The organism is Sulfitobacter sp. TMED3 (assembly GCF_002167505.1).
GTDB lineage: Bacteria > Pseudomonadota > Alphaproteobacteria > Rhodobacterales > Rhodobacteraceae > Sulfitobacter > Sulfitobacter pontiacus.
This window is the reverse complement of the sequence record NZ_NHBI01000009.1, coordinates 24,414-37,931: the sequence shown is the minus strand read 5'-3', so window position 1 is coordinate 37,931 and position 13,518 is coordinate 24,414. Positions and strand designations below refer to the sequence as shown.

11 protein-coding genes, 1 other RNA gene and 1 pseudogene are annotated in these 13,518 nt (G+C 61.2%); 4 read left to right on the top strand and 9 right to left on the bottom strand.

Annotation, left to right across the window (positions count from 1 at the left end):
* Window positions 1–39 precede the first annotated feature (39 nt).
* From fcl to CBB63_RS03335, 4 genes are all read right to left on the bottom strand, one after another.
* Window positions 40–1,008 (bottom strand): GDP-L-fucose synthase, encoded by a 969-nt coding sequence (fcl, locus tag CBB63_RS03350; protein WP_286698146.1) that lies wholly within the window; start codon window positions 1,006–1,008, stop codon window positions 40–42.
* A 4-nt stretch (window positions 1,009–1,012) separates the two neighbouring features.
* Window positions 1,013–2,137, bottom strand: a complete 1,125-nt coding sequence (gene gmd, locus CBB63_RS03345; RefSeq protein ID WP_286698145.1) for a GDP-mannose 4,6-dehydratase — start codon at window positions 2,135–2,137, stop codon at window positions 1,013–1,015.
* A gap of 91 nt (window positions 2,138–2,228) precedes the next feature.
* Window positions 2,229–3,713, bottom strand: a complete 1,485-nt coding sequence (locus tag CBB63_RS03340) for a phosphomannomutase/phosphoglucomutase (protein ID WP_286698144.1) — start codon at window positions 3,711–3,713, stop codon at window positions 2,229–2,231.
* 217 nt (window positions 3,714–3,930) lie between these two features.
* On the bottom strand, window positions 3,931–6,144 hold the full coding sequence (locus CBB63_RS03335) for an NADP-dependent isocitrate dehydrogenase (protein ID WP_286698143.1): 2,214 nt from the start codon (window positions 6,142–6,144) through the stop codon (window positions 3,931–3,933).
* A gap of 519 nt (window positions 6,145–6,663) precedes the next feature.
* Between CBB63_RS03335 and CBB63_RS03330 the strand changes: the two genes are divergently transcribed.
* From CBB63_RS03330 to CBB63_RS03320, 3 genes are all read left to right on the top strand, one after another.
* Window positions 6,664–7,335 (top strand): TetR/AcrR family transcriptional regulator, encoded by a 672-nt coding sequence (locus CBB63_RS03330; protein ID WP_286698142.1) that lies wholly within the window; start codon window positions 6,664–6,666, stop codon window positions 7,333–7,335.
* A 30-nt stretch (window positions 7,336–7,365) separates the two neighbouring features.
* Window positions 7,366–7,944: a histidine phosphatase family protein gene (locus CBB63_RS03325; protein WP_286698141.1), complete on the top strand. Its 579-nt coding sequence runs from the start codon at window positions 7,366–7,368 to the stop codon at window positions 7,942–7,944.
* Window positions 7,937–8,884, top strand: a complete 948-nt coding sequence (locus CBB63_RS03320; protein ID WP_286698140.1) for a 3-hydroxyacyl-CoA dehydrogenase NAD-binding domain-containing protein — start codon at window positions 7,937–7,939, stop codon at window positions 8,882–8,884. The genes CBB63_RS03325 and CBB63_RS03320 overlap by 8 nt, the downstream gene beginning before the upstream one ends.
* A gap of 12 nt (window positions 8,885–8,896) precedes the next feature.
* On the opposite strand, the gene recR is transcribed toward CBB63_RS03320, so the two are convergent.
* The 4 genes and pseudogenes from recR to CBB63_RS03300 form a co-directional block, all read right to left on the bottom strand.
* Window positions 8,897–9,490 (bottom strand): recombination mediator RecR, encoded by a 594-nt coding sequence (recR, locus tag CBB63_RS03315; RefSeq protein ID WP_009825384.1) that lies wholly within the window; start codon window positions 9,488–9,490, stop codon window positions 8,897–8,899.
* A 73-nt stretch (window positions 9,491–9,563) separates the two neighbouring features.
* A complete protein-coding gene (locus CBB63_RS03310) occupies window positions 9,564–9,908 on the bottom strand; it encodes a YbaB/EbfC family nucleoid-associated protein (protein WP_005850050.1) in 345 nt (114 codons plus the stop codon).
* Window positions 9,909–10,018: 110 nt separating this feature from the next.
* Window positions 10,019–11,767 (bottom strand): DNA polymerase III subunit gamma/tau, encoded by a 1,749-nt coding sequence (locus CBB63_RS03305; RefSeq protein WP_286698139.1) that lies wholly within the window; start codon window positions 11,765–11,767, stop codon window positions 10,019–10,021.
* A gap of 34 nt (window positions 11,768–11,801) precedes the next feature.
* Window positions 11,802–12,165: pseudogene (locus tag CBB63_RS03300) on the bottom strand (DUF202 domain-containing protein).
* Between the two features lie 63 nt (window positions 12,166–12,228).
* Here CBB63_RS03300 and ypfJ point away from each other — a divergent pair.
* Window positions 12,229–13,074, top strand: coding sequence for a KPN_02809 family neutral zinc metallopeptidase (gene ypfJ / locus CBB63_RS03295; RefSeq protein WP_286698138.1), 846 nt, complete (start codon window positions 12,229–12,231; stop codon window positions 13,072–13,074).
* Between the two features lie 235 nt (window positions 13,075–13,309).
* Here ypfJ and ffs read toward each other — a convergent pair.
* Window positions 13,310–13,407, bottom strand: an RNA gene (gene ffs / locus CBB63_RS03290) — signal recognition particle sRNA small type.
* Between the last annotated feature and the right edge of the window lie 111 nt (window positions 13,408–13,518).

Below are 13,518 nucleotides of genomic sequence, written 5' to 3'. Positions count from 1 at the left end.
TGAAAAATTCTAACGAGAGATTAATCAAATGCTTTAGATTTAGGTGCGCAGGTGATCCTGTCGCAAAAACCAATCATATGTCTCCCGAAGCCCGTCTTTCAGATCGATCCGCGCGCGCCAGCCCATATCCGCCAAACGCGAGACATCCATCAGCTTGCGCATCGTCCCGTCTGGCTTCGACGTATCGAACACCAGCCGCCCTTTGAACCCCGTCACCTCCGCCACCATCTGCGCCAGCGCCGCGATGCTGATGTCGCGGCCCGTGCCCACGTTGATATGGCTTTGCATCGGGTGCGTCTGCGCAGCGTAAACATCACGCGGCAGGTCGAGCACAAACAGCGACGCTTCCGCCATATCGTCCACATGCAGGAATTCCCGCATCGGTTTGCCGCTGCCCCAAATCACGACCTCCGCCGCCCCGTCGCGCGTGGCCTGGTGGAAACGACGGATCAGGGCGGGCAAAACATGGCTGTTCTGCGGATGAAAATTATCCCCCGGCCCATAGAGATTCGTTGGCATCACACTGCGATAATCCACGCCATATTGCCGGTTATAGCTTTCGCAAAGTTTAATGCCCGCGATCTTGGCGATGGCGTAGGGCTCGTTCGTGGGCTCAAGCGGGCCGGTCAGCAGGGCATTCTCGGCCATCGGCTGCGCCGCGTCGCGCGGATAGATGCAAGAGCTGCCCAGTTGCAGCAGCCGTTGAACCCCCGCCGCGAACGCCTGATGGATCACATTACATTCGATCATCAGGTTTTCGTAAATAAACTCAGCAGGATATGTGTTGTTCGCCATGATCCCGCCAACCTTGGCCGCGGCGAGGATAACCACATCCGGTGCCTCAGAACGCATAAAGTCGCGCACCGCTGCCTGATCGGTCAGGTCCAGTTCCGCACGGGTCCGCGTCACCAGTTCCAACGCCTCCCCAGCATCCTTGCGCGCCTGCAACTGCCGCAAGATCGCCCCGCCGACCATGCCACGATGCCCTGCGATATAGAATTTCCGCATGGGCCTACCCGTTCTCGAGCGGGATCGGCAGATCCAGCCCGTGCTCTTTCAAAAGCGCATGCCGTCGTGCGACTTTCAGGTCATTCGCCACCATCTCTGCACACATCTCTTGCGCGGTGAACTGCGGCTCCCACCCGAGTTTCTTCTTCGCCTTGGCCGGCGATCCCAGCAGCGTCTCCACCTCCGCGGGGCGGAAATACTGCGGATCAATGCGCATCACCACATCGCCGGGGCTGACCGCGGGGGCATCCTCCCCAATGACGCTATCGACAACAGCATATTCATCCACGCCCGTCCCTTCAAACCGCAAGGTGATCCCAAGCTCAGCCGCCGACCACGTGATGAACTGGCGCACGGAATACTGCACGCCGGTGGCGATCACGAAATCCTCTGCCACGTCTTGCTGCAGCATCATCCACTGCATGCGCACGTAATCCTTGGCGTGCCCCCAATCGCGCAGCGCGTCGATATTGCCCATATAAAGACACCCCTCCAACCCCTGCGCGATATTGGCCAAGCCGCGCGTGATCTTGCGCGTGACAAAGGTTTCGCCCCGGCGGGAGCTCTCATGGTTAAATAGAATACCGTTGCAGGCATACATACCATAAGCTTCGCGGTAGTTCACCGTGATCCAATAGGCGTACATCTTTGCAACCGCATAGGGGCTGCGCGGGTGAAAGGGGGTTTCCTCCGTCTGTGGTGTCTCTTGGACTAAGCCATACAGCTCAGAAGTTGATGCTTGGTAAAAGCGGGTCTTTTTTTCGAACCCCAGAAACCGGATCGCCTCTAGCAACCGCAGGGCCCCGTTGGCGTTCACCTCTGTCGTATATTCGGGCGTCTCGAAACTGACCGCGACATGGCTTTGCGCGCCAAGGTTATAGACCTCGTCCGGCTGCACCTCGCGCATGATCCGCGTCAGGTTCGAACTGTCGGTGAGATCGCCATAATGCAGGATCAGATCGGGATCATCCTCGTGAGGGTCTTGATAAATATGATCAATCCGCTGCGTATTAAGAGATGACGACCGCCGCTTGATCCCGTGCACCTCGTATCCTTTGTCCAGCAACAACTCCGCCAGATAGGACCCGTCTTGACCGGTGATACCGGTGATCAGCGCGCGTTTTACCATCAGGGCCCCTAAACGAAAAATGTGCCTGCCCGAGGGGGCAGACACATCAACATTTACTCAACTTAGAGGATTCTGGCGAGTCTTGATGCAATCAGAAGGTTTGATCGTAGTCGCCCACGTCCGGCTCTGTCCGGATCACCGCGTCCAGATCGGCGAAGATCGCGCGCAATTCTTCCTCGGATTCAGAGCTTTCGCAGACCACCACAAGGTTCGGCGTGTTCGAAGAGGCGCGCACCAGCCCCCAGCTGCCGTTGTCCAGGATCACCCGCGCGCCATTCACGGCCACGACCTCTTTCACGGGGCGGCCGCCCAACTCGGTCACGTCTTTCAACTTGGCGACGATCCGGTCGAGGATATCGTATTTGTCCTCGTCCGACGCATAGGGCGACATGGTGGGGGTGGAATATGTGTGGGGCAGGGCGCGGCGCAGGTCCGACATCTTCATGTCGGGGTTGCGGTCCATCAGTTTGCAGACTTCGACCGCGACGCGCATGCCGCAGTCATAGCCACGCCCGATGGGTTCAGCCAGGAAGTAGTGGCCCGACTTCTCGAACCCCGCCAGCGCGCCCAACTGTTTGACCCGCCGTTTCATGTGGCTGTGGCCGGTTTTCCAATAGTCCGCCGTAACGCCATTGGCCTGCAAAACAGGGTCAGAGGCATAAAGCCCGGTCGATTTGACATCGGCGACAAACGTGCTGTTGGGGTAAATCGCGGACAGATCGCGCGCCATGATGACGCCCATCTTGTCGGCGAAAATCTCTTCGCCCTCGTCATCCACCACGCCGCAGCGGTCGCCGTCGCCGTCAAACCCAAGCGCGAAATCCGCGCCCGAGGCTTTTACGCTGTCGGACATATCATGCAGCATTTCCATCGCTTCGGGGTTCGGGTTGTAATGCGGGAACGTGTAGTCCAGCGTGTTGTGGCTATCGACCACCTCGACCCCCAGACGGCGGAACAGTTCGGGCGCAAAGGCGGCGGCGGTGCCGTTCCCCGTGGCGCAGACGACCTTGAGCTTGCGGGTCATTTTGAAGTCACCCACCAGATCATCCAGATAGGCTTCGCGCACGCCATCGACAAATTCATACTTGCCGCCTTCGCGCTGTTCGCCACGCCCTTCCAGAACGATATCGCGCAGTTCGGCCATCTCGTCGGGGCCGTGGGTCAGCGGGCGTTCAAAGCCCATCTTCACGCCGGTCCAGCCATTGGGGTTATGCGAGGCGGTGACCATCGCCACCGCTGGCGCATCCAGATGGAATTGCGCGAAATAGGCCATGGGCGACAGACAGGGCCCGATATCCTTAACGTGAATACCCGCCTGCATCAGGCCCAAAATCAGCGCATTTTTAATCGATAGGGAATAGTCGCGGTAATCATTGCCCACAGCGATAACGGGCTCGATCCCGCGCTGTTGCATCTGCGTGCCCAGACCAAGGCCAAGCGCGGTGATCCCCGGCAGGTTGATCGCTTCGGGGTACTGCCAGCGCGCGTCATATTCGCGAAAACCGGTGGGGGCGATCATGGGGTCGCGCAGAAATTCCCATGTGTTCGGCGTGACTTTGGGCAACGGCTTGGTCATGAAATATCCTGATCTATCAGCGTTAAAATACTGCCCTCTTCGATAGAAGGAATGCGTGCAGGGATCAACTGACAGCAAGGGCGCGGGACGGTTTGTTGCCGACGGGGCGGCAAGCTGCCGGTCAAACAACCGGCAGTGCCTGCGAATGGTTCCCAAAGAAAACGCCCCGCCCTTTTTGAAAAAGGACGGGGTGGATAGGTCGCGATGCTGAGGGGCCTTAGCCGATGATGGCGTTCAACGTGGCCGAGGGGCGCATCACCGCTTCGGTCTTGGCGGGGTCCGAATGGAAATACCCGCCCAGATCGACAGGCTTGCCCTGAACCTCTGCCAGCTCTGCCATGATCTTGTCCTCATTCGCCGCCAGTTTTTCGGCGATGGGGGCAAAATGTTCGGCCAATGCGGCGTCGTCGCTCTGGCTGGCCAGCGCCTGTGCCCAGTAAAGGGCAAAATAATAGTGGCTGGCGCGGTTGTCCGGCTCGCCCACTTTGCGCGATGGCGATTTGTTGTTGTCCAGAATGCCTTGGGTCGCGGCATCTACGGCTTTGCCCAAGACGGCGGCCTTGGCATTGTCCTTCTGGTCCGCGAGGAACTTGAGGCTCTCCCCAAGTGCACAGAACTCGCCCAGGCTGTCCCACCGCAGGTGATTTTCTTCAACCAGCTGCTGCACGTGCTTGGGGGCAGACCCGCCGGCACCCGTTTCAAACAGGCCACCGCCCTGCATCAGCTTGACGATCGACAGCATCTTGGCCGAGGTGCCCAGTTCCAGAATGGGGAACAGGTCGGTCAGATAGTCGCGCAGCACGTTGCCGGTGATCGCGATCGAATTCTCGCCCTTGCGGATTGTCTCAAGCGTTTGGCGCGTGGCCTTGGCAGGGGACATGATCTGGAACTTGTCGGCCACGCCCTTGGCTTCAAGGATCGGCTTCACATAGGCGATCAGTTCCGCGTCATGGGCGCGGTTCTCATCCAACCAGAAGATCGCCTCGCAGCCTTCCGCTTTCTGACGGTCGATGGCCAGCTGCACCCAATCCTCGATCGGGGCCTTGCGAGCCGAGGCCGCGCGCCAGATGTCGTTTGCCTCGACGCTGTGCTCGGAAATCACGTCACCATTGGCGGCGATCATTTTCACGGTGCCGTCAGCGGGGATCTCGAACGTGGTGGGGTGCGACCCGTATTCCTCGGCNTTTTGCGCCATCAAACCGATGTTCTGCACAGTGCCCGAGGTCGTCGGGTCCAGCGCGCCGGTTTCCTTGAAGTAATTAATGCTTTCTTCATAGACAGGGGCATATGAGTTGTCGGGGATCACGCAGTTGGTGTCGTGTTCCTTGTTGTCGGGGCCCCAGCCCTTGCCGCCAGCGCGGATCAGCGCGGGCATGGACGCGTCGATGATCACGTCGGATGGCACGTGCAGGTTGGTGATCCCTTTGTCGGAATTCACCATATACATCGGCGGGCGTGCATCCATCGCGTCTTTGACGGCTTGGGTGATCTCGGCNTTGTCCTTGATCCGCTCCATCATGTCGCCGATGCCTGCGTTCGGGTTCACACCCGCCGCCTTCAGCTCGTCACCGTATNTGTCGAAGACGGGCTTCAGATATTCCCGCACCGCGTGGCCAAAGATGATCGGGTCCGACACTTTCATCATCGTCGCTTTCATGTGCAACGAGAACAGCGTGCCGTCTTTCTTGGTCTCTTCNATCTGCTCNGCCAGGAATNTGTCCAGCGCCTTGGCAGACATGAAGGTCGTGTCGACGACAGTGCCCGCGGGGAAAGAAACGCCATCCTTCAACACGGTCTCGGTCCCGTCGGCGGCAACATGCACGATCTTGGCNGCACCNGCCTGCGCCTCGGTCAGNGTCAGGGATTTCTCGTTCGAGAAGAAATCACCGCCCGACATCGACGATACTTTGGTTTTGCTGTCCTTGGACCATGTGCCCATCGAATGGGGGTTCGCCATCGCGTATTTCTTGACCGCATTGGCNGCGCGACGGTCNGAGTTGCCTTCGCGCAGAACGGGGTTCACCGCAGAGCCCTTGATCGCGTCATAGGCNGCGCGGGCTTTCTTTTCCGCGTCNGTGCTTGGCGCTTCGGGATAGTCGGGCAGCGCATAGCCCTGACCCTGCAATTCCTTGATCGCGGCCACCAGCTGCGGCACCGAGGCAGAGATNTTCGGCAGCTTGATCACATTGGCGTCGGGCGTTTTCACCAGATCGCCCAGGATCGCCAGATCGTCGGACTGTTTTTGCGCCTCGGTCAGCGCGTCGGGGAAGGCCGCCAGAATACGCCCCGACAAAGAGATATCACGGGTGCCCACAGAAACCCCTGCCGCATCGGCAAAGCTGCGNATGATCGGCAGCAGCGAATAGCTTGCCAGTTCGGGGGCCTCATCGACCTGCGTGTAAATGATGTCGGGTGTCTGTGTNTCAGCCATGGTATCCAGCCTTTCCTGAAGTTTGGTATGCGATAGTACACTTAGTTTGAAATATCCACCTCCCCCGCGTCGCGAAGGCCGCGAAACTGCGACCAGCGGCGGCGAAACGCGCAGGGCGATGCCCAAGNCACCACATAGCGCCCCCCGCAGCATTGCAAAACGAATCACTCACCTCTCCTTGGGCNNAGCGGGGTTGATGCCGTTAACGCTCACACACGCGGTAAGTGCGGGCAATGAACCCATACCGTGTCACGCTGCCNATTTGTTCAACCATCAGGGGGNTNTGCCCTCTGGTAACAGGTGATTCGGTGCAATTCTTGGTCGCAAACCAAAGCCGATGTCGCTAAGCGCACCCAAATCCCGAGGCAACGAACTGGTTTACTTTGATTTTTGATAAAGTTTGCGAAAAATGCTGAAGCGCCGCAATAATAACAGTCGCGGGGCATGTGTGACCACTGCCGGACCGCGCAACGCGCAGGTCATGCACCATAATGGCCTGATCAGAGGGACCGGGGTGTCATGACGGACCGCAAGGAAGACGGCACAAGCAAGGATGGTCGCGTNGCNCGCGGCGAGATCACCCGCGAACGCGTGCTCGACGCGGCAGAGCGTTGCTTCGCCGAGCTTGGCTTTGATGCGGTCAGCATCCGCCGGATCGCGCGCGANGCCGAAGTCACGCTGGGTGTGGTCGGCTTTCACGGGGGNACAAAGCAAGAGCTTTTCGTGACCGTGCTGAAACGGCGGGTCGAAACGCTCAACGCCATGCGCATGGCACGGCTTGATGCGCTGAAATCGACAGAGCGGCTCACGCTGGAGACGCTGATCGACGCCTATGTCACCCCGTACCTCGAAATCGCCTCGCGCGGGGATCCGCAATGGCGGGCCTATGCGCAGCTGGTGGCGCGGATCATGTCTGACGAACGNTATTACCGCGAGGCAGGGCCGCTTTATGATCGCGTCGCCTCTATCTACCTTGACGAAATGGAGCGTCTGCGTCCNGATNCCGACCGTGAACAGCTTGCCGCGGTGCTGTCGCTGACCGTGTCCTCGATGGTGTCTATCGTCGCAAGCGGCATCCGCATTGCGGGCCTGTCGCAAAGTGATCGGCGCGAAAGCCCTATGGTGTATCGCCCGCTCTTGCTTGATTTTTGTGTGGGTGGCGTTCTGCGCGCGCTTGAGCCAAAGTGCTAGGCAACTCAACGCGATAAAAGGCCCCACGTCATGAAATCCTATCCCAAAGTCTGGTTCCTGCGGCACGGTGAAACCGAATGGAACGCAGAAGGGAGGGTGCAGGGCCAGACCGAATCCGTGCTCTCCGAACGGGGCAGGGTCCATGCGCAGCAGCAGGCCNNGCTGATGGCNCCNATCCTTGCGNATAACCCGCCCTGCATCGTGTCGCCGCTCAAACGCACGCGCCAGACCGCGGATATCGCNCTTGGCGGGCGGGACTACCAGACCGACGANCGCCTGAAAGAGATNTTCGCCGGCGATTGGGAAGGCCACCTGCGCGCCGATATCTTCAAGAACCTGCCCGCAGGCATCACGGCGCAAAGCCCCCANATGGAATTCTATTGCGCCGCTCCCGGTGGCGAAGGCTTTGACGTGTTTCAGGCGCGGGTGAATGCCTTTGTCGACACGCTGACCGAACCCACCGTCGTGGTCGCTCACGGGCTCAGCGGCCAGCTTTTGCGCGGTGCGCTCTGCGGGTTGANCCGNGCNGANCTGGGCCAGNTGTCAAACCGGCAGGGCTGCGTCTATGTGCTTGAAAACGGGCAGGAAACGGTGCTGTCGGTTGACTGACACGACCTCGATGATGCCCCCCTGCACCGTGGCCGTCATCGGCTGCGGCTTGATCGGCGCAAGCTGGGCCGCGCTGTTCCAGCACGCAGGCCACACCGTCCGCGCGTGGGACCCTGACACAGGTGCCCGCGACGGTTTCGCCGCCCGCGTGGCGGGGCCCTTGGCGCAACTGCAGGAAATCTCGGCGGGGGCGGCCCCCCAAGGCGCGCTTTCAACCCACGAGAGTTTGCAAGACGCCCTACAAGACGTGGTGCTGATCCAGGAAAACGCGCCCGAGAACGTGCCGCTGAAACACCAGCTTTACGCGCAGATCGAAAGCATCGTCGCGCCGGATGTGATCATCGCCTCCAGCACCTCGGCGCACCCGTGGTCGGATCTTGTGCCGGGGATGCAGCACCCCGACCGGCTGATCACCGCACATCCCTTCAATCCGCCCCATCTGGTGCCGCTGGTCGAAGTCTACGGCCCCGATCCTCAGGTGCTCGACTGGGCCGAAGGGTTCTACCGCAGCCTCGGCTCTGTGCCCGTGCGGCTGAAAAAAGATGCGGTGGGGCATATCGCCAACCGGCTGTCCTCGGCGCTCTGGCGCGAGGCGGTGCATATCGTCGCCGAGGGCATCGCCGATGTCGACGCGGTGGATCAGGCGCTGGTCAACGGCCCGGGGCTGCGCTGGTCGGTGCTGGGGGCGCATATGGCCTATCACCTTGGCGGGGGCGCCGGGGGCATGGCGGGCTATCTGGCCCATCTCGGGCCAAGCCAGCAGAAACGTTGGGATAATCTGGGCGCGCCAAGGCTCGACGCCGATACCTGCGCGCGTCTGGTCGACGGGGTGAACATTGAGGCCGCAGGCCGCAGTATCACCCAGCTAGAGGCCGAACGCGACGCCGCCCTGATCGAACTTGCACAGATGCGCAAACGGCTGGCGGATCGGAAAACCTGAGGCCACGTGGCCCTAGATCGATTTGCGCGCGCGCATCGCTGCGGTGATCGTCCCATCGTCAAGGTAATCAAGCTCCCCGCCGATCGGCACACCCTGGGCCAGAGAGGTCAACCGCACCTGACCCTCAAGCTGGTCCGCGATATAATGCGCCGTGGTCTGCCCGTCGATGGTGGCGTTCAGCGCCAGAATAACCTCCGACACGGCTTCGTCGCGCACACGGTCCAGCAGCCGCGGGATGCGCAATTCCTGCGGGCCGATGGCATCCAGCGCCGACAGCGTGCCACCCAGCACATGATAACGCCCCTTGAACACGCCCGACCGTTCCATCGCCCACAGATCGGCGACATCCTCGACCACGCAAATCTCGCCATTGGCGCGTTTTTCCGACGTGCAGATGTCGCAGATATCGGCGGTGCCCACATTGCCGCAGTTGATGCATTCGCGCGCCGTCGCCGCCACGGTCTGCATCATATCGGCCAAAGGGGTCAGCAACAGCGCGCGCTTGCGGATCAGGTGCAGCACCGCCCGGCGGGCCGAGCGTGGCCCCAATCCGGGCAGCCGCGCCATCAGGTCGATGAGCGCATCAATGTCGCGTGTGCTGCTCATCTGTGGACCCCCATGGCGTTGGTGTGAAAGAGTTTTAATGCCTTCGGCGAGGATTTAACCCCATTTGGAAGGATCAGAACGGCAGCTTCATATCCGCGGGCAGACCCATGCCTTCGGTCAGCTTGCTCATCTCGGACTGGGCGCGGTCGGTGGCTTTGGTCTGCGCGTCCTTGATCGCGGCGAGGATCAGGTCCTCGACGACTTCTTTCTCGTCGCCGTTGAAGATCGACGGATCGATATCCAACGACTTCAGCTCGCCCTTGGCGGTGCAGGTCGCCTTGACCAGGCCGGCACCGGATTCCCCTTCGACGATGATATTATGCATGTCTTCTTGCAGCTGCGCCATTTTGCCCTGCATCTGCTGCGCCGTCTTCATCATCTTGGCCATGTCACCCATGGCACCCAAACCTTTAAGCATGTGGTCGTCTCCTGTAGCTTTATTTGCTTATGTATATGCGGTCTTTGCCGCCCCCCGACAAGGGGTGCCCCGGCGTGGACAGGTCGCGGGCAGAGCAGGGGCAGGCGGGGTCAGTCGTCCTCGAAAGGATCCCATTCATCCTCGACCTCGGGCAGCGCTTCGGACACGGCGGCGGCGGCGATTTCCTCGGGCGTGCGGATCGACAGGATCTTGGCCCCCGGAAAGCTCGCCATGACGGCCTGCATCAGCGGGTGGTTTTCCGCCTGCGATTTCAGCGCGTTTTCCTTGGCGTCGCGGACCTCTGCGATGGTTTTGGCGCTGCTGTCGCCCACGATGGTCACGGCCCAACGGTTGCCGGTCCACAGTTGCAGCCGCGTACCAAGACGCTGCGCCAGATCGCGGGGGGCGCTGTCGGTGGGGGTGAATTCGATCCGCCCCGGTTGATAGGCCGCCAGCCGGACCGAGGTCTCGACCTCCACCAACAGTTTCACGTCGCGGTTGCTGCGGATGAGCTCGACCACATGTTCAAACGTCGGGTAGTGCGCCAAAGCCTGCGCCACCGCCGGGGCAAGTGCCGCCATCGTTGCGCCGCCCGCAGGCCCGCCCGACATCTGCTGGCTGCCCATAGCGCTGGTCGATCCACCCCCGGCGGGCACGGCGGCACCGCCCCCCGGACCCTGCGGCGGGGCGGGAGGAGGCGTGGTATTGGCCAGCTTGCGGGCAAGCTCTTCAGGGCTGGGCAGATCGGCGACATGGGTCAGGCGGATCACCGCCATCTCGGCGGCCATCATCGCATTGGGCGCGCTTGCCACCTCGTCCAGCGCTTTCAGCAACATCTGCCACAGACGGGTCAGCACCCGCATCGGCAGGGTTTCCGCCATGGTGACGCCACGGCTGCGTTCCTCGGGCGAGACGGTGGGATCTTCGGCGGCATCGGGGGTGATCTTGACCACCGATACCCAATGGGTGATCTCGGCCAGATCGCGCAGCACGGCCATCGGGTCGGCCCCGTCGGAATACTGGTTGCCCAGCTCGTCCAGCGCGCCGGCCGCATCGCCGCGCAGGATCATATCGAACAGGTCCAGCACCCGCCCGCGATCCGCCAGCCCCAGCATCGCACGCACCTGCACAGCCGTCGTTTCGCCCGCCCCGTGGCTGATCGCCTGATCCAGCAAGGAGGTCGCATCGCGCGCTGAACCTTCGGCGGCACGGGTGATCAGCGCCAGCGCATCCTCCGCAATCTCGGCCCCTTCGGCGGTGGCGATCTTGCGCATCAGCGCGATCATCACCTCGGGTTCGATCCGGCGCAAATCAAAGCGTTGGCAGCGCGACAGCACGGTCACGGGCACCTTGCGGATCTCGGTCGTGGCGAAGATGAATTTGACGTGCTCTGGCGGTTCCTCAAGCGTCTTCAGCAACGCGTTGAACGCGCCGGTCGACAGCATGTGCACCTCATCGATGATNTAGACTTTGTACCGGGCCGAGGCCGCGCGGTAATGCACGCTGTCGATAATCTCGCGGATATTGCCGACGCCGGTGTTCGATGCGGCGTCCATCTCCATCACGTCGACGTGGCGGCCCTCCATGATGGCGACGCAATGTTCGCAGACCCCGCAGGGTTCCGTCGTCGGCCCGCCANTNCCGTCCGGCCCGATGCAGTTCATCCCCTTGGCGATGATCCGNGCNGTCGTCGTTTTACCGGTCCCGCGGATGCCGGTCATGATAAACGCCTGCGCAATGCGATCCGCCTCGAACGCGTTTTTCAGCGTGCGCACCATCGCGTCCTGCCCGACCAGATCGGNAAAGGTTTCAGGCCGGTATTTGCGGGCCAATACGCGATAGGCAGAGGGTGCTGTCATGACGATCCTGCAAGATTCGATTGAAGCCCTGAACCTAGAGCATCCAAAGGATGCCGCCAACCGCAACCGAGGCAAAGCTGAAAATCACCGCCAGCGTCTTNATCCGCGCATTGGGTTGCGCATTGGCATGGTGGTCGTTCAGCCGGTCNAGCGTCTTGGTNGCCGCATCATGGGCCGCCCAGAAGATATAGACCGCCGCGACGACAAAGATCGTCGCCACGGCNTTTCGCNGCCCANGTCGGGTCAAAATCACCGAANACCGCCTTAAGCCCGATNGCCACCGCAAGCGACGCCATCCCCGTGCGCATCCATCCTGCAAAGGTGCGCTCGTTCGCCAAAATCGTGCGGTCTTCGGCCCAGTCGGTGCGGTTCTCGGCCAGTTCATTGCTTTTATTCATTGAACTATTCTGCGCGTCNCGCGTTACGCTGACAATAATATTTGACATAGCGGGGACAAATTTATGCGGTTGCGCGGCATCAGAAGAAGCAAAAACGTTGAGGTCCGCCGCGGCGGGCGCGGGGGCGGTGCCGGGCGTGCGGGCGGTCTGGGGATCGTCGGCGTCTTGGCGGTGCTGGCGATCGGCTATTTCACCGGCATCGACGTATCGCCCTTGCTGAACGGGGGCGGCGCGCCNCAAACCCAGCAGGGCGCGCCGGTCTCTGACTCTGACGCGCAGGCCACGCAGTTCACCGCGCAGGTGCTGGCCACCACCGAAGATGTCTGGGGCGNGATTTTCCCNCAGCAGTTGGGTCGTGAATANGTGCCGCCCAAGCTNGTTGTCTTTTCCAANGTCACNCAAAGTGCCTGTGGCGGGGCCTCTGGCGCGACGGGGCCGTTCTACTGCCCTGCGGANGAAAANGCNTATATCGACACGCAATTCTTTGATCTTCTGGCGCAGCGCATGGGGGCAGGCGGGGATTTCGCCGCCGCCTATGTGATNGCCCACGAGGTCGCCCACCACGTCCAGAACGAACTGGGNATCCTGCCCAAGGTCGACGCGCTGCGCCGCCAATCCTCTACGGCCGAGGCGAACGCCCTGACTGTGCGGCTCGAGCTGATGGCCGATTGTTTTTCGGGCATCTGGGCCAAGAACGTCAAAGGTCTGATGGAGCGGGGCGATCTGGACGAGGCATTGAACGCCGCGCGCAAGATCGGCGATGACCACCTGCAACGTCAGGCNGGTCGCGTCCCCCAGCCNCACACCTTTACCCACGGCACGTCCGAGCANCGNTCNAGCTGGTTCCAGCGCGGGTTCGACAGCGGTCAGGTCGGCCAATGCGACACTTTCGCGGCAGAGCAGCTGTAACNGCGNNCGGTGCTATAACGNAAAAATAATNAGTATAAACAACAGGTTAAGTTACCCATGGGTAACCTGACCTGTTGTCTGTGGCCGTGCCGAAATGCCGATAACCAAACGCATGGAGGCGCTGCGGGGCAGGGACGATAAGCATCTATATTATGGCGGGGTGGGCTGCCCCTCTCNGGCCATCCTTTGGATGACCCTGCGGGGCGACGCGTATTTTGCNGNGCAAAATACGCTGGGGTGAGAGGCTGATAACGACCCAAGTGGGTCTCGTTACGGCTGCTTCCTTCCGGATCTGACCGGGTTGGCGAGGCACCTGCCCGCACCAACCTCTCACCGCCCATATAGTATAGGGCCGGATGGGATGCAAGACGGGCCCAAAGGCGTTTTTNTCNCGNGCGTTTTTATCGGGCANGGCGCCATGCAGCCTTGGCATCGCGCGGTTTG

What these genes read in the sequence shown, in the direction of transcription:
- recR (WP_009825384.1), bottom strand. Translation starts at nt 9,490, where the DNA reads ATGAGCAGCACACGCGACATTGATGCGCTCATCGACCTGATGGCGCGG.
- fcl (WP_286698146.1), bottom strand. Translation starts at nt 1,008, where the DNA reads ATGCGGAAATTCTATATCGCAGGGCATCGTGGCATGGTCGGCGGGGCG.
- CBB63_RS03310 (WP_005850050.1), bottom strand. Translation starts at nt 9,908, where the DNA reads ATGCTTAAAGGTTTGGGTGCCATGGGTGACATGGCCAAGATGATGAAG.
- gmd (WP_286698145.1), bottom strand. Translation starts at nt 2,137, where the DNA reads ATGGTAAAACGCGCGCTGATCACCGGTATCACCGGTCAAGACGGGTCC.
- CBB63_RS03340 (WP_286698144.1), bottom strand. Translation starts at nt 3,713, where the DNA reads ATGACCAAGCCGTTGCCCAAAGTCACGCCGAACACATGGGAATTTCTG.